Below are 20,415 nucleotides of genomic sequence, written 5' to 3' on the forward strand. Positions count from 1 at the left end.
GATGTTGTGCCAACATTGCCACGAAAAACCCGCAGTTATTTCCTACCTGGTAACCAGGGAGGGCCAGCAAAAAGAAATGCAGGTCTGCCAAGACTGCCTGGAAGAACTCATGAAAGAAGACCTGGGCATCAGCAAGACCATGGATGAAGGCCTGGGAGGAGTTCTTTCAGCCATGCTGCAAATGATGATCCAAGACCCTGGAGAAGAAGCCCGGGGCAGGGAATGTCCCCACTGCCACACCAGATGGAAGGACTTTAAGGACACCGGACGTTTGGGCTGTAGCCAGTGCTACCAGGCCTTTGCCCCGGACCTCAATAAGATCATCAAGCAATTCCACGGCCAAGACCACCACCAAGGGGAAATCCCCCGGGCCTTCCAGGAAGAAGTCTACCGGGACCGGAAGATTATGGACCTCAAGGCCCAACTGGACCGGGCTGTGGAAGAAGAAAACTACGAACAAGCAGCAGACCTAAGAGACCAAATCAACGGCTTAAAGGAGCAGGCCCATGAATCCCATTAAAGACGACAAAACCCATATTATTTTAACCAGCCGGATCCGCCTGGCCCGAAATCTAAAGGACTACCCCTTTACCGAGGTCTTGAAGCCGGACCAGGAGGAAGAAATCACAAAAAAAGTCCACGATGCCATTGACAGTTGGCCCGACACCTATACCTTTTACCCCCTAAAGCAAGTTTCCCTCTTGTCCCGGCTCCACTTTGTGGAACAACAGTGGATCAGCCCCGGCATGATGGAGCGAACCGACGGGGCCTCCTTCTTTTTAAGAGAGGACAAGGAAGTCTCCATTATGGTCTTGGAAGAGGACCACTTGCGACTCCAGGCCATCCTGCCGGGATTGGCCCTGGAAGAAGCCTACCAGGGTCTTTTGCAAGTAGAAAGAGACCTGGATAAAGACCTGGACTTTGCCTATGACCGCCAATACGGCTACCTAACCGCCTGCCCCACCAATGTAGGCACCGGTCTTAGGGCCAGCGTCATGGTCCACCTGCCGGCCCTGGAAATCAGTGGCCTGAAAAGTCTCAAACAAAGTCTGACCAAAATGGGCCTGGTTTTACGAGGCTTCCATGGCGAAGGCTCCAAGTCCGTAGGAGGCATCTACCAGGTTAGCAACGAACAAACCCTGGGCTTTACCGAACAAGACTACATCCGTCGCCTGGAAAAAGCCGTTTTGGAAATTGTGGCCCTGGAAGAAGCCAAGAGAAAAGAACTTTATTTTCAAGAAAAAATTAAATTAGAAGACAAGGTCTGCCGGTCCTTTGGGATCCTCCGCAATGCCCGCATTCTTTCCTATGAAGAAATGTGCCATTGCCTGTCCATGATCCGCCTGGGCATCGACCTGTCCATTATCAAGCAAGAAAACCAATTAGACATATACGAAACCATATTTCGCCTGCAAAACGCCAGCCTGCAAATCCAAAAGCAGGCTCGGCTGGACCAAGAATCGAGAGATATCTACCGGGCCGACCTCTGCCGGCGAATGATGAAGGAGGGATTTTAATGGGAATGTATGGACGATTTACAGAAAAAAGTCAAGCCATGATCATCCGGGCCCAAGAAGAAGCCAAGAGCCAGGGCCATAACTATGTAGGCTCAGAACACTTAATTTTATCCATGCTAAAGGACCCGTCCCAGGGAGCCGGAGCCTTTTTGGCCCAGGCCGGCCTGGACTATGAGTCCTTTAAAAAAGTCAGCATGGACCTGGTGCCACCGGAAATGACTCCGGTTCAAACCGCCAACTACACCCCGCGAACCAAGCGAATTTTTGAAATCTCCTTTGAAATCGCCCGGTCCTTGGGCCAAGGCTATGTGTCCACAGAACACATCCTCCTGGCCATTTTAAGCGAGGGCAAGGGGGTAGGAGTCCTGGCCATGCGGAACATGGGCATAGACCCCAACCAATTGGAAAAATCCATCTACCAGTCCATCCAAACCATGATGGGCCAAGGCCAAGCCCCCCAAGGGGACAAGCAAGAGGGAGAAGAATCCTACCTGGAAAAATTCGCCAGCAACCTGGTAGAGGTGGCCAAAAAGGGAAAAATTGACCCCGTCATTGGCCGGGAAGAAGAAATCCAACGCATCATCCAGGTCCTGAGCCGGCGGAGGAAAAACAACCCCGTCCTCATTGGCGAACCTGGAGTAGGAAAAACTGCCATAGTGGAAGGTCTGGCCCAAAAAATGGCCACCGGCAATGTCCCAGAAATCATCAAGGGGCAAAAAATTTACTCGGTGGACCTGTCAGCCATGCTGGCTGGAGCCCGCTACCGAGGCGACTTCGAAGAACGCCTCAAGGGCCTCCTGGAAGAAGTCCAAGAAGAAAAAAACGCCATCCTCTTTATTGATGAACTCCATGTCGTCATGGGAGCCGGCGCCAGCGAAGGAGCCATGGACGCCTCCAACATCTTAAAACCCGTCCTGACCCGGGGAGACCTGCAAATGATTGGGGCCACCACCATAGACGAATACCGCCGCTACATTGAGCAAGATACCGCCTTTGAACGCCGTCTCATGCCCATCTATGTTGACGAGCCCACCGAAGAAGACTCCATCACCATCATCCAGGGCTTGAGAGACAAGTACGAAGCCCACCACGGAGTGAAAATCACAGACCAGGCCATTGAAGCCGCAGTGGAATTAACCCACCGCTACATCAACGACCGCTTCCTGCCCGACAAGGCCATTGACGTCATAGACGAAGCCGCCTCCAAGCTTAGGGTCCACTCCATGGTTAGCCCTTCCTCCATCCAGGACCTGGAAAAGAAGCTGGAAAAATATAAAAACGAAAAACAAGCAGCCGTCGATGCCCAAGACTTCGAAGCCGCTGCCAAACTCAGAGACCAAGAAAAAACCACCAAGGCCCAATTAGACCAAGAAAAAGCCCTTTGGGACAAGGAAAGCAAACAAAGCAAGATGGTGGTAGACCAAGAAGAAATTGCAGAAATCGTCGCCGACTGGTCCGGCGTTCCCATTACCAAAATCAGCCGGGAACAATCCAAAGAACTCCTGGACCTAGAAGCCAACATCAACAAGGTCGTCAAGGGCCAAGAAGACGCCGTCAAGGCCATAGCCAAGTCCGTCAAAAGAGCCCGGGTGGGCCTGAAAGATCCCGAAAAACCCATTGGGTCCTTCCTCTTTGTGGGCCCCACCGGCGTGGGTAAGACCTTCCTGGCCAAGCAACTGGCCAAGGAACTCTTCGGCTCCCAAGATGCCATGCTCCGCTTCGACATGAGCGAGTACATGGAAAAACACACCGTCAGCCGCCTGGTAGGGTCCCCTCCAGGCTATGTAGGCTACGACGAAGGAGGCCAGTTAACCGAACAAGTCCGGACCAAGCCCTATTCCGTCCTGCTTTTTGACGAAATTGAAAAAGCCCATCCCGACGTCTTTAACATCCTCCTCCAAGTCCTGGACGACGGTCGCCTGACAGACGGCCAAGGTCGGACCATAGACTTTAAAAATACCCTGGTGATTATGACCTCCAATGCCGGGTCCGCCTACTTGAAAAAACAAAACACCCTGGGCTTCGGCCTGGGTCAAGAAGACCAAGAAGACCGAGAAAAAATCAAATCAACCATCCAGGAAGAATTGAAAAAACTCTTCCGGCCCGAATTCCTCAACCGGATCGACGAAGTCATCGTCTTTAACAAACTGGGCCAAAAAGAAGTCCAAAGCATCGTGGAAAGACTCCTAGAAGACCTCCAAGACCGCCTAGAAGACGTGGGAACCCAGATAAACTTCGACCCAAACCTGGTCCCCTTCATCGCCCAAAAAGGTTACGACCCCCAATACGGTGCCAGACCCCTGGAAAGGTCCCTGCGTAAACTCGTTGAAGAACCCCTAACCGATAAAATCCTAGAAGGCAAGCAAGACCAAGGCCGGACCTTCCACATCAGCGTCCAAGGCCAAGAAATCCAAATCCAAGAAGACCAAGAGGAAAAAGATGAAGAAAGTCAAGAGCCAGTACAAGTGTAAAGAATGCGGCTACACCAGCATAGGCTACCTGGGCCGGTGTCCATCCTGCGGAGAGTGGAATAGCTTCGAAGAAGAAATTCAAGAAGACCAAGCCATCCAAGGCCCCGGCAAGGCCAAGGCCAAACCCTCCCGGGCCAAAAAACTCCAAGAAAGCAAGGTCAGCACCACCAGCCGCTATAAAACCCAAATCCAAGAATTCAACCGCGTCCTGGGGGGAGGCGTCGTTCGCGACTCCATCAGCATCCTGACAGCCAAACCCGGCGCCGGCAAGTCCACCTTGCTCCTGCAAGTCTCCAGCGACTTCGCCCAAGCCGGCCTCAAAGTCCTCTATGCCAGTGGAGAAGAATCCAGCTCCCAAATCTACCAAAGAGCCCAAAGAATCCTAAAAAAAATTCCAGAAAACATCTGGGTTACCTCCACCAACTCCCTGGAACAAGTCCTATCAGACGTGGCCGAAATTGACCCCGACCTCATTATCCTAGACTCCATCCAAACCTTCCAAAGCCAAGATTACACCTCCAGACCCGGCACCCCCACCCAAACCATGGCCTGCGCCAACCAAATGCTAGAATTAGCCAAGGGAGCTAGACCCCGGATGGTCTTTATGGTGGGCCAGATGACCAAGGAAGACGAACTAGCCGGAGTCCGGTCCCTAGAACACCTGGTAGACACCGTCCTGGTCATAGAAGGCGACCCCGGTGACCCCCTAAGAACCCTCTACACCACCAAAAACCGCTTCGGGTCCACCGGCGAAATGGGCTTCTTTTCCATGGAAGAAGATGGCCTCCAATCCATCGACAACCCCTCCGCCTACTTTATGACCAAAAGAGACCCTGGAGAAGAAGTCCCCGGGTCCGCCTTAACCGTCCTAAGAGAAGGCACAAGACCCATCGTCGTAGAAGTCGAAGCCCTGGTGAGCCGGAGCTTTACCCCCTATCCCTTGCGGATCGGCGAGTGCGTTCGCAAAGAACACCTCCAAACCCTGATCTCCGTCTTGGAAGAAAGAGGCAAACAACGCCTCACCGATAAAAACGTCGTGGTTAAAACCACCGGCAACATCCCCTTAAGAGAAACCGCCGCCAACCTGGCCCTGATCATGAGCGTCTACTCCAGCTTGAAAAACACCCCCATCCCCGCCAATACCATCTTCCTGGCCGACGTGGGCCTCACCGGCGAACTTAAAGCCATCCCCAACCTAGAAGCCAGGATCCAAGAAGCCCACCGCATGGGCTTCGACCAAATCTACACCCCACCCATCCAGGAAAAACTTAAAGAAAAATACAAGACCAAAAGTTTAAGAACCCTGAGAGAGGTATTAGGAGAGTTCAGGTAAAAATGTAGGGGCGGCCCTGTTCATGACCTAACCCGATGAGAGCGAAGCTCGAATCGTAGGTAGGTCAGATGCAGTCTTTCACAGCGAAAGGAGCGTAAGTGAACTTGAGCTGATGAAAAGTTGTAGCCGGCCCTTTATACATACCCGAACATGTAACCACAAGGGCCTATGGTCTATTTTCGAATAACTTTGTAGGGGCGACCTGGTGTCGCCCGTGTTAGTGGGCAGGATATATAGATATATGAGAAACATGTTCATGAAATTTGTTGACCTTGTGTATATAAATCCTGTTTTGCAAATGGGCTGGACAAGCCAGCCCCTACAAAATCGCTCCTACATTAAGAAATCAAAGATTTCGGGTTAGGTCATGTCACTGTCGATTTCTACCAATCGGCCTTCGTTTCTCTCGGCCTCTTGGGAAATCTTAGTATCTGACCTACCTACGATTCGGGCTTCGTTTCTCTCGCCCTCATCGGGTTAGGTCATTATCTTATCTATAGCAGGGATGGTCGCTTGCTGACAAATCAAAGATTTGAAACGCCGCGACCTCTTCCAGACCTAACTTGGCGACGAAGGAGCCTTAGTAGGTCTTATGCAACCAATTGCCCAAATTTTTAATTTGGCTGCAATTGTCTGCGAACCTTCCTCAATTCAGCCGACGCTTCGCTTGGCTTCATTGGGATAGGTCATGAATAAACCTTGACAGCCCCCCAAAACCGTGATACAATACTACAGATTGAAGACCCCGATCATAGTCGGGGTTCTCTTTAAGTTGCATAAAAACAGGAGGTGCAAAATGGCTGATCGCGCAATCATGGAATGTGAAGAGTGCAAGAACCGCAACTATGTCACATTTAAAAACAAAAAAAACACAACAGAACGTCTGCAACTAAAAAAATATTGCAAATTCTGCAAGACCCATACCAACCACAAAGAAACAAAATAAAGGAGGGAATAGATGGCAAGCCCAAGTAAACCCGCGAAAACAACCAACAACCTGGCCAAGGCCGAACAAGACCAAAAAAGCCTGGGAAAATACTTCCGCGGAGTTCGTTCAGAATTCAAAAAAGTAATCTGGCCGACCAAGAAGCAAATCTTCACCTATTCACTCGTCGTCATTGTCGTTAGTATCATTGTAGCACTTGCAATCTACGGACTTGACTACGTCATTCGTGGCATCTTAAGCCTCTTCATCAAAGCATAAGGTGATTCAATTGACAGACCAACAAATCGAGTCTAAAGAACAAGAAGCCAAGTGGTACGTCATTCATACCTACTCCGGACACGAAAACAAAGTAAAGGCCAACATGGAATCCCTGGTAAAAAACAGGAACATGGACAACCTCATCTTTGACATCCAAGTCCCCATGGAAGAATACATCTCCGTGCGTAATGGAAAAGAAGTCGTCAAAGAACGCAAAGTCTTTCCATCCTACGTTCTCGTCAAGATGATTATGAATGACGAATCCTGGTACCTAGTACGCAATACCCGAGGAGTAACAGGTTTCGTAGGGCCGGGATCCAAACCCGTCCCCCTAACAGACGAAGAAGTCCTCTCCCTAGGCGTAGCCGACAAGAGAGACTATTCAGGACTGTATGAAGTCGGAGACATCGTCGAAGTTATTGATGGGCCCTTTAAAGACTTTATGGCCACCATCAGCCAAGTCGACGAAGACAGAGGAAAACTTACCGTCGTCATCTCCATGTTTGGTCGAGACACCAACATGGAACTTGACTTTAGACAAGTCAAGAAAAACTAATCGTACGCATATCACAAACTAGTGGGAGGGAAACCCCGCTATACCACATTTGAGGAGGTGCACTATGGCAAAGAAAGTCATAGCAATCGTAAAATTACAAATTCCAGCAGGAAAGGCAACTCCTGCACCACCAGTCGGTACCGCCCTAGGACCACACGGTGTTAACATCATGCAATTTACCAAAGAGTTCAACGCCAAGACCCAAGACCAAGCCGGTCTAATCATCCCCGTTGTACTCACCGTCTACCAAGACCGTTCCTTTACATTCATCACCAAGACACCACCAGCAGCCGTTTTAATCAAAAAAGCATTAAAACTCAACAAGGCATCCGGTGAACCCAACAAGACCAAGGTTGGAAAACTCACCAAAGCCCAAGTAAAGGAAATCGCAGAACTTAAAATGCCCGACCTAAACGCAGCCAACCTAGAATCAGCCATGAGCATGATCGCAGGAACCGCACGCAGCATGGGCATTGAAGTTGAATAAGTGGGAGAGAAAACTCGTTTGCACCACAAGGAGGTAAAGTAAATGGCAAAAAGAGGAAAAAAATACCAAGAAAGCCTAAAGCAAGTAGACCGTAGCAAATTCTACGACGTAAAAGACGCCCTAGAACTCATCGGTAAAATTGCCAAGGCAAACTTTGACGAAACAGTAGAACTCGCAATGCGACTGGGCGTAGACCCAAGACACGCCGACCAACAAGTCCGCGGAACCGTCGTTTTGCCCCACGGAACAGGAAAAACCAACCGCGTATTAGTCCTGGCAAAAGGCGACAAAATTAAAGAAGCAGAAGCAGCAGGCGCAGACTACGTCGGTGGACAAGAATACATCGACAAAATCCAAAACGAAAACTGGTTCGAATTCGATACAATCGTTGCAACTCCTGATATGATGGGTCTTGTCGGACGTATCGGACGCGTATTAGGACCCAAGGGCCTAATGCCAAACCCCAAATCCGGCACCGTAACCTTCGAACTAGCCAAAGCCGTAGAAGACATCAAAGCAGGGAAAGTAGAATACCGCGTTGATAAAGCAGCCATTATCAACGTACCCATTGGAAAAGTATCCTTCGGTCCCGAAAAACTACGCGATAACTTCAAAGCCCTAGCATCCGAAGTTATCAAAGCAAAACCTGCCGCAGCAAAAGGAAAATATTTAAAATCCGTAACCGTGTCCACAACCATGGGACCTGGAATCAAAATCAACGGACAAAAATTAATGGAAGACTAATGACCTATCCCAATGAAGCCAAGCGAAGCGAAGGCTGAATTGAGGAAGGTCAGATACTAAGATTTCCCAAGAGGCCGAGCTAAGCGAAGGCCGATTGGCAGAAATCGATAGTGAAATGACCAAAAAAGAGGTGAATGAAAATTCACCTCTTTTTTTAAAATAAATTTAAAAATGTAGGGGCGACCCTTGAAGCCCTAGCCCGAAATCTCCGATTTAAAAATGTAGGGGCGATTTTATTCATGACCTAGCCCGATGAGAGCGAAGCTCGAATCGTAGGCAGGTTCGCAGACAATTGCAACCAAATTAAAAATTTGGGCAATTGGTTGCATAAGACCTACTATGGCTCCTTTGTCGCCAAGTTAGGTCTGGAAGATGCAATCTTTCACAGCGAAAGGAGCGTAAGCGAACTTGAGCTGATGAAAAGTTGTAATCGCCCGCCCCGCAACCCAAAAACATATAAACACAAGGGAACATATAAATAAACAGAAAAACCCATGTAGGGGCGATTTTATATCGCCCGCCCCGCAAACCCGAATATGTAAATACAGGGAATCATATAAATATCCAGAAAACCCATGTAGGGGCGATTTTATTCATGACCTAGTCCGATGAGGCCGAGCCAAGCGAAGGCCGATTGGCAGAAATCGACAGTGAAAGCCCGACCCGCAACCCAAAACATATAAACACAAGGGAACAATGACAACATACATTTATTCCCAATATAAACATATTTCCAATTGCAACAAGGGCGATATAAAATCGCCCCTACAAGACCTTTTCGCGGGGCATGTATAAATATGGGGGATATATTCCCGGGCATATCGCCCGACCCGCAACCCCGAATATATAAATATTGGTAAAATATTTCCCAAACCATCAAAAGCCCGCAACCCCGCAAATATACATATAGGGAATAATTTAAATACACACAAATTCCATCCACCAACCACCCAACCACCCCAATAAAAACCAAAAAATAGACAGAAAAAACAAAAAAAGATATAATGATGAAAACGAAAAACCACCCAAAACCACAGGAGCAAACCATGAATCCACACAGAAAACAACTTCGCCTAAAAAACTATGACTACCGCTGGAATGGAGCCTACTTCATCACCATAGCAAGCCATCATCGCCAAAAACTTTTCCAAGGCCCCAACCCCTGCCTAGACCAAATCATCCAAGAAACCTACCAACACATAGAAACCACCTACCCCTATTGCCAAGTCATTGAACAAACCACCATGCCCGACCACCTGCATTTCCTCCTCATGATCGACGGCCCCGAAAAAATCGAACACCGCCAACCCCTACCCACCATCATCAAAAACTTTAAAGGCTACCTATCCAACCAATACATAAAAAAAGTAAAACAGGGAAAGCTCCCGCCCTTTCATGAAAAAATATGGCAAAAAGGATATTATGAACGCGTCCTCCGTAGCGAAGAAGAAGTATACCAAGTCCGAAAATACATCCAAGAAAACCCGTTAAAATTAGCCCTGTTAAAAGAAGAATGAAAAAAGAAACAGTAGGGGCATATATAAATATGGAGGTATATTCCCGGCCATATCGCCCGACCCACAACCCCGAAAATATAAATATTGGCAAAATATTTCCATGCCCGGAACAAAAATGTAGGGGCGATTTCATATCGCCCGTATTGATAACCAGGACAGGTAAACACAGGAAACAATATAAATACCCAAACAATCCATTCCCAACCCCCCCAACCCTGAAAATATAAATATTGGGCACAATATAAATAACCCCAACAACACCCCGCAATCTCGAATGTGTAAATATGGGGAACAAATTATATTTAACTATTCCCCTCATTTTCACATTTTAACAATTGCAAAAAGGGCGATATTAAATCGCCCCTACAAGACCTTTATGTGGGGCATATGTAAATATGGGGGACATATTTCCCGGACGATCCATTCCCAACCCCCCCCAATCCCGAAAATATAAATATTGGGCACAATATAAATAACCCCAACAACACCCCGCAATCTCGAATGTGTAAATATGGGGAACAAATTATATTTAACTATTCCCCTTATTTTCACATTTTAACAATTGCAAAAAGGGCGATATAAAATCGCCCCTACAAGACCTTTTCGCGGGGCATGTATAAATATGGGGGTATATTTCCCGGACAATCCATTCCCGCCCCGCAACCCTAAAAATGTAAACATAGGAAATAAGGTAAATAACCCCACCAAAAATCCCACTCACAAACCCGAACATATACATACAGGGCACAACATAAATACCCAGAAAAACCAATCGTAGGGGCGATTTTATATCGCCCGATACCGCAACCCCGAATATGTAAATATAGGGAACAATACAAATACCCCAACCACCCCAACCCCACAAACCCCACAAACCCCAAAATATACATACAGGGCACCATACACCCCACCCCCAATACAAAAAATTGTGAACCCTTTACCAAACCCCAAAGGGCATAAAATACAGCCCCGAAACCACTTGACCCTGTTTTGTAACACTTTTGTAATTTTACAAAAAGCCAAACTTGTGTATAATGAATATATAAGAAATGTTCTATGACAACTGAATACATTCCCCTCGCGCAAGCGAGACAGGAAATGACTGTTCGTTGTCCGGAACTTTCTGAAAGTACGACAAAAACCTCACGGTTTTTGTAGATCTACAAATTTTAAGGAGGTCGAAAGACAATATGAACAAGAAATTTCTTTCACTAGTACTAGCACTAGTCATGGTACTAGGAACTTTCGGTTCTGTCTTTGCTGAAACTAAAGCTCCAGAAGCTAAAGATGCTAAAAAATCTGAAGTTAAAGTTCCAGAAAAGAAAGAAACCAATGAGAAAGTTCAATGGCTTGTTGACAACGAAATCGTTGTAGGACGTAAAGTCAACAAAGACGACAAAAACGCTGACCTAGCATTGGATAAAGACATCCAAAGAGCAGAAGTTACCAAACTTCTAATCTATGCTATTGGCCAACAAGACTTAGCTGCACGTCTAAACGGAGTTTACGCTCCCTATACTGACGTTCCAGCTAACCACTGGGCAAATGGTCTAATCGCTGCAGGTTCTACAGTTGCTAGCCCTGCTAACGCACTTCCTTTCTTACATGGTATTGGACACAACATGTTCCAACCTGAAAGACAAGTACGTTACGACGAATTAGCAAAAATGTTAGTCGTTTTAGTTAAAAAAGACTTAACTAAAGACGGACTTGCTGCTGCTAAATGGCCAACAGACTGGATGAACTGGGCTGCTCAATTAGGAATCTTCGACGGAATCAACACTCCTGTTGATGGATCCAAACCTGCCGTTCGTCAAGACGCTTTTGTAATGCTTTACAATGCACTTTACAAATTAGGCGACTTAGTTGCTTATCCATCTCATGAAACAATGGGTATCATCTCTGATGCTACTTTCAACAAGTTCACTGTAAACCAAGGTGACCTTAAGAAAGAATTCACAGTAAATGCAAACACTAACTTTGTTCCTTCCAAGTATACAAAGGTAGATGGAAAACCTGAATACATTTCTTGGTCAAATGTATATGGTAATGAAAAAGAATATTACATTGGTTCTTTAGTTCGCGTTTTAGCTGACGATAAAGGCAATGTAACTCACATTATCCAATTAGGTAACCCAGCTGAACTTGCTAAAGAAGGTAATGGATGGGAAGCTGTAGCTAGTCATGTAGCAGAAACTAAAGATGTAGTTGCATTAGGAACTGTATCTGAGTTCAAATTATCTAATGCTAATGTTTATGATTTAAAAAATAAACTAGCAGATAAAGAAGTAACTGTTAAAACAACTGATTCTACTCGCTACTTTGTAGCTGACAACAAAAACGAAGTATTAACAGAAGTTAAAGATAAAGCTGCTTTATTAGCTCTTTTTGACCGTGCTAAACTTGATGTTAAAAACGGTGTTTATGTAGGATACAACGTATTACCAAATGCTAAAGTAAATGAAGCAAAAGTTGTTGTAGTTCACGATGTAGACACAAGCAATATTAGCAGTGATATCGTTCGTATTTCAACTCCAGGAACGTTCAACTATGTTCTTAAAGCACAAAAACCAGGTTATACACCTACTAAAGTTGAAAAATTCGATTTACGCAACTACAAAGCTGCATTCCCAGCTAACTATGGATTTGATGGTGAAGATGTTGTTGATTTAGGTTCTAAATCTGGTGACATTCTAATCAACCGTAGTGAAGATCCTGTTTACAAGATCTTAGAAGTTAAGACACAACCAGCTGTTAAAGACAACTATTTAACAGGAAAGACAAGCCGTGTTACTACTCTTAAAATTGCTGATAAAGGCAATGGCATTGGATATGTAGACTTACGTGAAGATACTAAAGTATTCTTCGGCAACCAATTAAAAGAAAATGCTAAAATCCAACTTCACTTTGAAAAAGGTTACAATAATCTAGTAGATGTTGTTTCTGTACTTGCAGAAAACACTCCACTTAAAGGTTTCTTACCAGAAAAAGTTAAGAACGTTGAAGATGCTCGTGAAGTAAAAGCTGAATTCATTTCTGCTACAGAATTAGGAAAAACTGGAAGATACACTGTAAAAGTTTACCTAATTGAAAATGGTACAAAAGCAAGAACAGCTACTACTTTTGAGTTACGTAACGAAGGAGTTGACTTAACTAAACTTGTACCTGGTCAAGAAATTACTTTCAATGACCTAGGAGTTAAGGGAGCTAGCAACTTACCATTAATTGGTGACCTTAAGGGTGCTGACGTTAAAGCAGATGCTAAAGCTGAAATTGCTAAATTAACTGACTTAGAAGCAGCTGAAAAAACTGCTGCTGAAGGTAAAGTGGATGCTGCAGCAACAAAAGCAGATGTAGACAAAGCAGTTCAAGACGCTAAAGACTTAAACGATGTAAATACAGTGCTAAAAGCAACTACAAAAGTAGTACTTCCAAAAGGATCTACTATTGATGAAGCTACTGTAAAAGCAAATCTTCCAAAGAATGAAAAAGGCGTTAAGGTAGAAGCTACTAAGGTAGATTCTGGTGCTAAAACAGCTGATTTAAAATTCACTAAAGGTGACGCAAGCAAACCTGCAACTGGTGTTACAGTTGTAGTTGCTAAATAAGACATCGTCTTACAAATAAAAAAAGAAGCCCTCGGGCTTCTTTTTTTGTACTTATTTTTAAAGAAAAAGAGAGAGGGCCCCGGCAGGAAGGCCCCCGCCCCCTAGGGATACACTTGGCTTTGGAAATCGCCCCTACAATTGGAATTTCTGAATATTTATCTTGTTCCCTTGTGTTTATATGTTCGGGTTTGCGGGTCGGGCGATATAGCCGTCGATTTCTAGCTGCTCAAGCAAAGCTTTCGCAGGAAATCTTGGCATGAGACCTGCCACGAAATCAAAGATTTCGGGCTAGGGCTTCAAAATCGCCCCTACGACTGGTTTTTCTGTTTATTTATATTGTTCCCTTGTGTTTATATATTCTGCTTATTCATGCGGGCGATATAAAATCGCCCCTACGATTGGTTTTTCTGGGTATTTATCTTGGACCTATATTTACATATTCTGTTTATCAATACGGGCGATATGAAATCGCCCCTACGATTGGTTTTCCTACAAACCCATCCCACGAAAAAACCCTTGACCATTGGTCAAGGGCTTTTCTTTCTTTCTTACTTCAATTGTTCGATAGCGGCCATCAACCGGGCTAGGGTTTCGTTGAGTTCTTCCATTTTGGACTCCATTCTCAGGAGCATAAAGGAAGCCACAACGATGGGGAAGCCCATATTGGCGATGGAGGATAGGATGTCTTCCATAGGTGGGTCCTCCTTAAATCAAGGAGGATACTTTGGTTTCGATGAGCTTGGCGGAGAGCTTGTCTACGACTAAGTCGTTTTTACCAAAGATTTTTTCTGTAATCATGGCGTCCATGACGCCGGTTACGGCTGTGGTGTCTAGGTCTTTTTTGACGTCTTTGATCCGCAGGGTCAGGTTTTTGTCAGCTTGGGTTTTAAAGGTGCATTCGAGTTGGTATCTGTTCATGGTTTACCTCCTTAGGCTTCTGGGTTTAGGCGGACGGTTTCGATCTTCAAGATTCCTGTGCAGGTCTCGTCAAAGAGTTTGGTCAGGGCTTGACCGCCTCTTAAGAGGGCCTGGTCATCAATGGCTTCATTGATGTTGGAGAAGGACTTGGTCTTTAGGATGGGTTTTCCATTTTTTTGGACTCCTGTGTCCAGTTCTAAGCGTAGGGCGATTTTTTCTTTTTTTGCCATGGTTGGCTCCTTTCTTTTTCTTTCAACGGCTTACACTTTACATATGTTTTTGGATTGAATTTTCCCCTAGTCTTTTTGGAAAAAATTTTTTTGGTAGTCGGCGAGGATTTTCTCGGCCAGGATTCCATTGTTGTAGGCTTTTTGGGCGGTGGCTAGGCTACAGGCCAGGGGGATTTGGTAGTGGGGCAGGATAAAGCTGGCGGGTGGGACTAGGTCTTGGATGGCCTGGTAGGCGATAAAACCGTAGCAGGGGTCGCGGGAGATTTTTGGTTTACGGACCTTGCAGGAGATGAAGATTTGTCCGGCCAGGTAGAGGGGCAGGGGGCCTGTCAGGCCTTTTTGCCGGAAGAAGGATTTCAGGGCCTTGGGGTCTAGGAAGTAGGTCTTGGCGAATTGGTCCATAAAGTGGGTAATGGGGACGGGCAGGGTGGTGGTTTGCCCGTCTTGGGTGTAGATTTGTGTTCCGTCGCCGGTTTGGTCTAGGTAGACGGGAAGGATGGTTTGGATCCTTTCGTAGGGGACGGGGTGGGGTTTTTGTTTTTTTGTGGTTTGTGGTTGTGGTTGGTTTGGTTGATTTTTCATGTTGCCTCCCTTTTTTGTTTGGATTGGGTGGGGTGGATTATTTGGACATATTTTTGCAATTGTGTATATGCAACAATGAGGGGGATGGGTAAATATTATTGAATTCCATGGGAATTCTGTTTATTGACGTGATTTTTTACATTTACATTTTAAATTGATGGATGATCTTGTAGGGGCGATTTTGAAGCCCTAGCCCGAAATCTATGATTTCGTGGCAGGTCTCATGCCAAGATTTCCTGTGAAAGCTTTGCTTGAACAGCTAGAAATCGACGGCTATATCGCCCACCCGCAAACCCGAATATGTTTGTATTGGGAATAAATGTGTATTGACCTTGTTTCCTTGTGTTTATATATCTTGTTTATCCATGTGGGCGACACAGGGTCGCCCCTACAAAACTACATCAAACCAACCTACATTTTCCTGAAATATACCGATCCGATGATTCAAATTGAGAGAAAAAATCGATGAGCCGTTAAAAAAATTCAATGTTTGAGCGAAGCGAGTTTTGAATTTTTAGGCTTGTCGATTTTTTCTTACATCCAGGGCGTTAGGGTGAGAGGTAGGGGTTTGGGGAAGGATAGGGCGAATCAAGACGCCCTACTTCCTTCCCCAATATATAGGGAAAAGGGTATATATAGAGAAGAATGTAAATAGGGATGTTCCCTATATAAAATATCCCTGGGAACGGAATAACGGGCGACACCAGGTCGCCCCTACAATGGTTTGTGCATTTACACAATCCCCAATCCATTTTTTGGCGAAGGCTGCATTCATTTACGAACAAAAAAGAACATACGTTCTAATCAATATGATACATCAATTTTTCTTGTCTTTCAAGAATTTTTCCCGGCTTATTTTTTGATCTAAGGGGAAATTTTTTCAATAAAAGCTTCAGAAAATGCCCTGTAGTTTTGAAAACTACGGGGGATTTTTTCTTTTTGTCCAGGTTTTTGGAAAAGAACAGGGGTAGGAAGAAAAGAACATATGTTTTACTTTTTGGCTTTTTCTCCTATACTGGTGGGGAAAGGAGGTGAAATGTATGAAGGTTATTTTGGATCCCCGAGAGTATTCTATGGAGGAAATTTATGAGGCTTATGAGGGTCTTTGTCGCAAGACGGTCCGGGCTTATGGCTGGGAGGGGGCTTCTAAGGAGGATCTTTTCCAGGAGTGTGTCTTGGAATTGTGTCGCTGTGTCCGGGATTTTGATCCGGGGCGGGGGGTTGCTTTTCCGGCTTATGTCCAAAGGGCTTTAAAGTACCGGGTCTATGGGGTGCAAAGGAAGTGGTTCAAGGGCCAGGTGGAGTCTTTGGATGCCGGGGAGGATTTTCAGGAGGCCTTGTTGGATCCTTTTGACTTGGAGGAGGCGGTTTGCCGGGAGGACGGGCAAAGGCGGCTGGATTTTTATCTGGGGTCTTTGCCTCCCCGGCAGGGGGAAGTTTTGCGGCTCTATTATTATGAAAATTTGTCTTTGTCGGAGATTGCTGGTTTTTTGGGCCTGGCTTATAAGTCGGTGGAGAACACCAAGGCGGCTGGGCTGAGGAATTTAAGGAGGTTATTTGATGTTTGTGAAGAAGAAGTTGATTCGTTTTAATTTTTCCAGTCGCAAGGGGGCTCGGGTTTCTTATATTGTGGTTCACGATACGGGAAACCGGGCGGCCAGTGCGGATGCCATGAATCATTTCCGGTATTTTAACGGGGGCAACCGCCGGGCTTCGGCGCATTATTTTGTGGACGACAAGGGGGTGGTCCAGCTGGTGGAGGATTGGAATGCGGCCTGGCATTGTGGCGACGGTCGGGGCCGGTATGGGATTTCAAATAGGAATTCTATCGGGGTGGAGTTGTGTATCAACCAGGGCAACGACATGGCCAAGACTTATGCCTATGCCCGGGATTTGATCCGAGTCTTGATGGCTCGGTATGGGATTCCCAAGTCCCGGGTGGTCCGGCATTATGACGCCAGTCGAAAGATTTGCCCGGGCCATATGGTGGGCCAGGGGGATTGGGGCCCATGGTGGGGTTTTTGGGAGAGTTTGTAGGTTTTTTTGAATTATGGGGTGGTCTTGTAGGGGCGATTTTATATCGCCCACCCGCAAACTCGAATATGTTTATATTGGGAATAAATGTGTATTTACCTTGTTCCCTTGTATTTATATATTCTGTTTATCCATACGGGCCGGACAGGCCGGCCCCTACAATTGGAATTTCTGTTTATTTACATGTTCCATAATATTTACCTATCCTGTTTATCCATATGGGCGATATAAAATCGCCCCTACATTACGAAATCAAAGATTTCGGGCTAGGGCTTCAGAGCCAGCCCCTACAGACCATCCAGACAATTTACCCGAAAATGCAAAGGGGGATAATGCCCAATACAAACAACTGCACCAATTCTCTTCCATTTTTTCAATCTTCTTCTTTAATGCCTGGCCTGGGTATGGTATAATATTTTTATAAATGGGCCGGGTTTTTGGGCTTGTTTATTCAATTGAAAGAATGTTTGTAGAAAAGAAAGATGCGCGTTAAGTGTTTATGGAATGGAGATGCCATAAAACGAAGAGTTGGCTCGCGATGCTCTTTCGATCCGCTGCGACATAGGACCTCCTATGCTACCAGCGAGAATAGGAGGTTATTTTCATATGAAATCTACATCTTCAAAACGTACTTTATTTTTAGTTGTAATGGCTTTTTTTGTGGCCTTGCAAGTGGTAGTGGCCCGGGTGGTTTCTCTGGAAATCGGAAATGTTTTTCGGATTAACTTTGCCTTTCTTGTGTCGGCTCTTTGTGGGGCCTTGCTGGGACCGATCCCGGCGGCGGTTTGCGGGGTCTTATCGGACTTTTTGGGTTTTCTGATCCGGCCTGTTGGGGCTTATCATCCGGGTTTTGCTTTTACGGCGGCCTTGGTGGGTCTGGCTTATGGTTATTTGCTTCATAAGAAACGTCCGATTTCGATTCCAAATATTATCTTGGCGGGGCTTTTCCAAGTAGTCATTTGCAACTTTTTATTAAATTCGGCTTGGATTATGTCTTTTACGGGAAATACTTATGTGCAAACTTTGTGGACACGGCTTCCTGTGGAAGGGGTACAAGCTATTGCCAAGCCACTTATTTTGGCCCTTGTGCTTCCCCTAGTGGTCCCTATTGTGGAAAGGGAAGTGCATTTAGATTAGGAGTATACATGTTTACGATAGAAGAAGTACAGGAGCTGCTGGATGAGGCAGCTCTTCGTTTACCCCAAGGAATTTTTGACGGGTTAACGGGTGGGGTGATCTTGTCTGAGGAGGAGGTCTACCATCCGGAGGATTTGAACCACGATTTGTTGATTATGGGGCAATACCAGGTGGATTCTTTCGGGTCCCGGATTGTGATTTATTATGGATCTTTGATGAAGGTTTATGGGAATGAGTCCCGGGGGTTTTTGTACCAGGAAGTGGAAAAGTTGCTGCACCATGAGCTGCGGCACCATATTGAGCGCTTGGCCGGGGTCAATGACTTGGCTGAGGAGGATGCGGTCTTTTTAGAAGGCTATCGAAAGGGGCATCATGAATAAATTTTTGGGTCATGTGAACCAGGGCATCGGGGTCTTTGTTGACTATTTGTTGAGTGCCCTGATTACTGTGGTGTCGATTTTAGTGAATATTTTCGGTTCTTTAAAGGATTTATTGACGGCGGCGTTGACTTTTGGCGGGTGTTTTTTGTTTTTGGTTTTTTCCAATGTATTAATGTTTTCCCGCTATTCTTTTATTTTTTTGCTGATTTTTGTCTTTCCTTTTATTGGCAAGGTTGCCGTGTCTTATCTCAAGTATTTGCAGTATATGGTGACGGAGTATTTTTACGAAAAGGCGGATTTTTACCTCCAAGGCAAGGATGCTTCTTTTGATTCTATGGGGGATTATGGTCGCCGTTACAAGCGGATGCAGGAACAGGAGAGGATCCGCCAGGAACAGGAGTGGATGCGGCAAGAGCAGACTCGTCGGGCGGCTCAAGAGGAGGCCTACCGCCGGCAATGGGAGGAATTTGCTCGGTCTTTTGGTGACCAATTTACTTATGGTTATGGCAACCGGGAGTCTTATGGGGGCTACCAGGGGGCCGGCCAAGGAGGACCTGGGTCTTTGGGTTTTGTCGACCAATATGAAAAGGCCGCTGGGGTTTTGGGAATTTCTCCTTTGGCGGACAAGTATGAGGTGAAGTTGGCCTATCGGAAGTTGGCCAAGAAGTACCATCCGGACATTAACAAGGACCCTTCGGCCACCAAGAAGTTCCAGGAAATTAACGATGCCTATGAGTTTATGAATGAGGACAATATGAATCGTTACCGACAAATGAAGAAGGGGTAAGGAGTGGGATTCGGGCCTGGCCCGGGTCTCTTTTTTTGTGGGATTTTGTTTCTTATGTTTACCTATTTGGGGATGTAGAGATTTATGTAGGGGCTTGCTTGTCAAGCCCGTATAGGGAAAAGAATGACATAGTAGAATATTGTATGTAAGATAATGCCCTATATAAACAAACCCGGGAACGGAATAACGGGCGACACCAGGTCGCCCCTACAGACCATCCACAAATATATCCCCAATATAAACAAACCCGAATCCACAACATGGGCGGCACAGGGCCGCCCCTACAGACCATCCACAAATATATCCCCAATATAAACAAACCCGAATCCACAACATGGGCGGCACAGGGCCGCCCCTACAGACCATCCAAAATTTTTCCCGGATATGTATCGATTCGACTATTTAAAATGAGGTCAAAAAATTTGAGATTCGTTAAAAAATTTTGCTGTTTGAGCGTAGCGAGTTCAAAATTTTTAGAATCTCAAATTTTTTGCTTCTTTCAGTGCGTTAGGGTGAGAGGTAGGGGTTTGGGGAAGGATAGGGCGAATCAAGACGCCCTACTTCCTTCCCCAATATATAGGGAAAAGGGTATATATAGAGAAGAATGTAAATAGGGATGTCCCCTATACAAAATATCCCTGGGAACGAAAGAACGGGCGATCACTGTCGATTTCTACCAATCAGACTGCACTTCGTTTGTCTTCTTGGGAAATCTTAGTATCTTCCAGACCTAACTTGGCGACGAAGGAGCCATAGTAGGTCTTATGCAACCAATTGTCCAAATTTTAATTTGGCAACAATTGTCTGCGAACCTACCTACGATTCGAGCTTCGCTCTCATCGGGTTAGGTCATGAACCAGGTCGCCCCTACAGACCATTCACAAATATATCCCCAATATAAACAAACCCG

General features: G+C 45.8%; 21 protein-coding genes and 1 riboswitch. Of the genes, 17 read left to right on the plus strand and 4 right to left on the minus strand.

Going from position 1 to position 20,415, the window contains the following annotated elements:
- Position 1 precedes the first annotated feature (1 nt).
- The 12 genes from BQ7400_RS09795 to BQ7400_RS09845 all read left to right on the plus strand — a co-directional run bounded on the left by BQ7400_RS09795 (position 2) and on the right by BQ7400_RS09845 (position 13,437).
- Entirely contained in the window at positions 2-520 is a 519-nt protein-coding gene (locus BQ7400_RS09795) for a UvrB/UvrC motif-containing protein (protein WP_072470397.1), read from the plus strand.
- On the plus strand, positions 507-1,517 hold the full coding sequence (locus tag BQ7400_RS09800; protein ID WP_072470398.1) for a hypothetical protein: 1,011 nt from the start codon (positions 507-509) through the stop codon (positions 1,515-1,517). Before BQ7400_RS09795 ends, BQ7400_RS09800 begins: the two co-directional genes overlap by 14 nt.
- Positions 1,517-3,988, plus strand: a complete 2,472-nt coding sequence (locus BQ7400_RS09805) for an ATP-dependent Clp protease ATP-binding subunit (RefSeq protein ID WP_072470400.1) — start codon at positions 1,517-1,519, stop codon at positions 3,986-3,988. The genes BQ7400_RS09800 and BQ7400_RS09805 overlap by 1 nt, the downstream gene beginning before the upstream one ends.
- Positions 3,957-5,321: a DNA repair protein RadA gene (gene radA / locus BQ7400_RS09810; RefSeq protein ID WP_072470402.1), complete on the plus strand. Its 1,365-nt coding sequence runs from the start codon at positions 3,957-3,959 to the stop codon at positions 5,319-5,321. Before BQ7400_RS09805 ends, radA begins: the two co-directional genes overlap by 32 nt.
- 796 nt (positions 5,322-6,117) lie before the next feature.
- On the plus strand, positions 6,118-6,267 hold the full coding sequence (rpmG, locus tag BQ7400_RS09815) for a 50S ribosomal protein L33 (protein ID WP_034440217.1): 150 nt from the start codon (positions 6,118-6,120) through the stop codon (positions 6,265-6,267).
- A 12-nt stretch (positions 6,268-6,279) separates the two neighbouring features.
- Complete coding sequence (secE, locus tag BQ7400_RS09820; RefSeq protein WP_072470404.1) at positions 6,280-6,525, plus strand: preprotein translocase subunit SecE; 246 nt, start codon at positions 6,280-6,282, stop codon at positions 6,523-6,525.
- 10 nt (positions 6,526-6,535) lie between these two features.
- Complete coding sequence (gene nusG / locus BQ7400_RS09825) at positions 6,536-7,081, plus strand: transcription termination/antitermination protein NusG (protein WP_034440221.1); 546 nt, start codon at positions 6,536-6,538, stop codon at positions 7,079-7,081.
- Positions 7,082-7,145: 64 nt separating this feature from the next.
- Positions 7,146-7,568, plus strand: coding sequence for a 50S ribosomal protein L11 (gene rplK / locus BQ7400_RS09830; protein WP_034440223.1), 423 nt, complete (start codon positions 7,146-7,148; stop codon positions 7,566-7,568).
- Positions 7,569-7,610: 42 nt separating this feature from the next.
- Positions 7,611-8,312, plus strand: coding sequence for a 50S ribosomal protein L1 (gene rplA, locus BQ7400_RS09835; protein WP_034440225.1), 702 nt, complete (start codon positions 7,611-7,613; stop codon positions 8,310-8,312).
- Between the two features lie 1,046 nt (positions 8,313-9,358).
- Positions 9,359-9,829 (plus strand): transposase, encoded by a 471-nt coding sequence (locus BQ7400_RS09840; protein WP_072470405.1) that lies wholly within the window; start codon positions 9,359-9,361, stop codon positions 9,827-9,829.
- Complete coding sequence (locus BQ7400_RS10505; protein ID WP_144019935.1) at positions 9,826-10,056, plus strand: hypothetical protein; 231 nt, start codon at positions 9,826-9,828, stop codon at positions 10,054-10,056. The genes BQ7400_RS09840 and BQ7400_RS10505 overlap by 4 nt, the downstream gene beginning before the upstream one ends.
- Positions 10,057-11,019: 963 nt before the next feature.
- Entirely contained in the window at positions 11,020-13,437 is a 2,418-nt protein-coding gene (locus BQ7400_RS09845) for a GA module-containing protein (protein WP_072470407.1), read from the plus strand.
- A 548-nt stretch (positions 13,438-13,985) separates the two neighbouring features.
- Here the strand turns inward: BQ7400_RS09845 and BQ7400_RS09850 are convergent.
- The 4 genes from BQ7400_RS09850 to BQ7400_RS09865 all read right to left on the minus strand — a co-directional run bounded on the left by BQ7400_RS09850 (position 13,986) and on the right by BQ7400_RS09865 (position 15,167).
- On the minus strand, positions 13,986-14,129 hold the full coding sequence (locus tag BQ7400_RS09850; RefSeq protein WP_072470409.1) for a YvrJ family protein: 144 nt from the start codon (positions 14,127-14,129) through the stop codon (positions 13,986-13,988).
- A gap of 13 nt (positions 14,130-14,142) precedes the next feature.
- Positions 14,143-14,355 (minus strand): DUF2922 domain-containing protein, encoded by a 213-nt coding sequence (locus tag BQ7400_RS09855; RefSeq protein ID WP_034440771.1) that lies wholly within the window; start codon positions 14,353-14,355, stop codon positions 14,143-14,145.
- An 11-nt stretch (positions 14,356-14,366) separates the two neighbouring features.
- Positions 14,367-14,585, minus strand: a complete 219-nt coding sequence (locus tag BQ7400_RS09860) for a DUF1659 domain-containing protein (RefSeq protein WP_072470410.1) — start codon at positions 14,583-14,585, stop codon at positions 14,367-14,369.
- A 66-nt stretch (positions 14,586-14,651) separates the two neighbouring features.
- The gene (locus BQ7400_RS09865) at positions 14,652-15,167 is read right to left on the minus strand and encodes a hypothetical protein (protein ID WP_072470412.1); all 516 of its coding nucleotides are present in this window, start codon (positions 15,165-15,167) and stop codon (positions 14,652-14,654) included.
- 1,040 nt (positions 15,168-16,207) lie between these two features.
- Here BQ7400_RS09865 and BQ7400_RS09870 point away from each other — a divergent pair.
- The 5 genes from BQ7400_RS09870 (at position 16,208) to BQ7400_RS09890 (ending at position 19,505) form a co-directional block, all read left to right on the plus strand.
- Positions 16,208-16,759, plus strand: coding sequence for an RNA polymerase sigma factor (locus tag BQ7400_RS09870; protein WP_072470414.1), 552 nt, complete (start codon positions 16,208-16,210; stop codon positions 16,757-16,759).
- On the plus strand, positions 16,728-17,204 hold the full coding sequence (locus BQ7400_RS09875) for a peptidoglycan recognition protein family protein (RefSeq protein WP_072470415.1): 477 nt from the start codon (positions 16,728-16,730) through the stop codon (positions 17,202-17,204). Before BQ7400_RS09870 ends, BQ7400_RS09875 begins: the two co-directional genes overlap by 32 nt.
- 465 nt (positions 17,205-17,669) lie before the next feature.
- Positions 17,670-17,760, plus strand: a riboswitch (THF riboswitch).
- A gap of 47 nt (positions 17,761-17,807) precedes the next feature.
- Positions 17,808-18,338, plus strand: a complete 531-nt coding sequence (locus BQ7400_RS09880) for a folate family ECF transporter S component (protein ID WP_052099446.1) — start codon at positions 17,808-17,810, stop codon at positions 18,336-18,338.
- Positions 18,339-18,346: 8 nt separating this feature from the next.
- On the plus strand, positions 18,347-18,718 hold the full coding sequence (locus BQ7400_RS09885) for a metallopeptidase family protein (RefSeq protein ID WP_034440765.1): 372 nt from the start codon (positions 18,347-18,349) through the stop codon (positions 18,716-18,718).
- Positions 18,711-19,505 carry a DnaJ domain-containing protein gene (locus BQ7400_RS09890; protein WP_072470416.1) on the plus strand — a complete coding sequence of 265 codons (795 nt, stop codon included), beginning with the start codon at positions 18,711-18,713 and terminating at the stop codon, positions 19,503-19,505. Before BQ7400_RS09885 ends, BQ7400_RS09890 begins: the two co-directional genes overlap by 8 nt.
- Positions 19,506-20,415 lie beyond the last annotated feature (910 nt).

It is taken from the genome of Urinicoccus massiliensis (assembly GCF_900120405.1).
GTDB lineage: Bacteria > Bacillota > Clostridia > Tissierellales > Peptoniphilaceae > Urinicoccus > Urinicoccus massiliensis.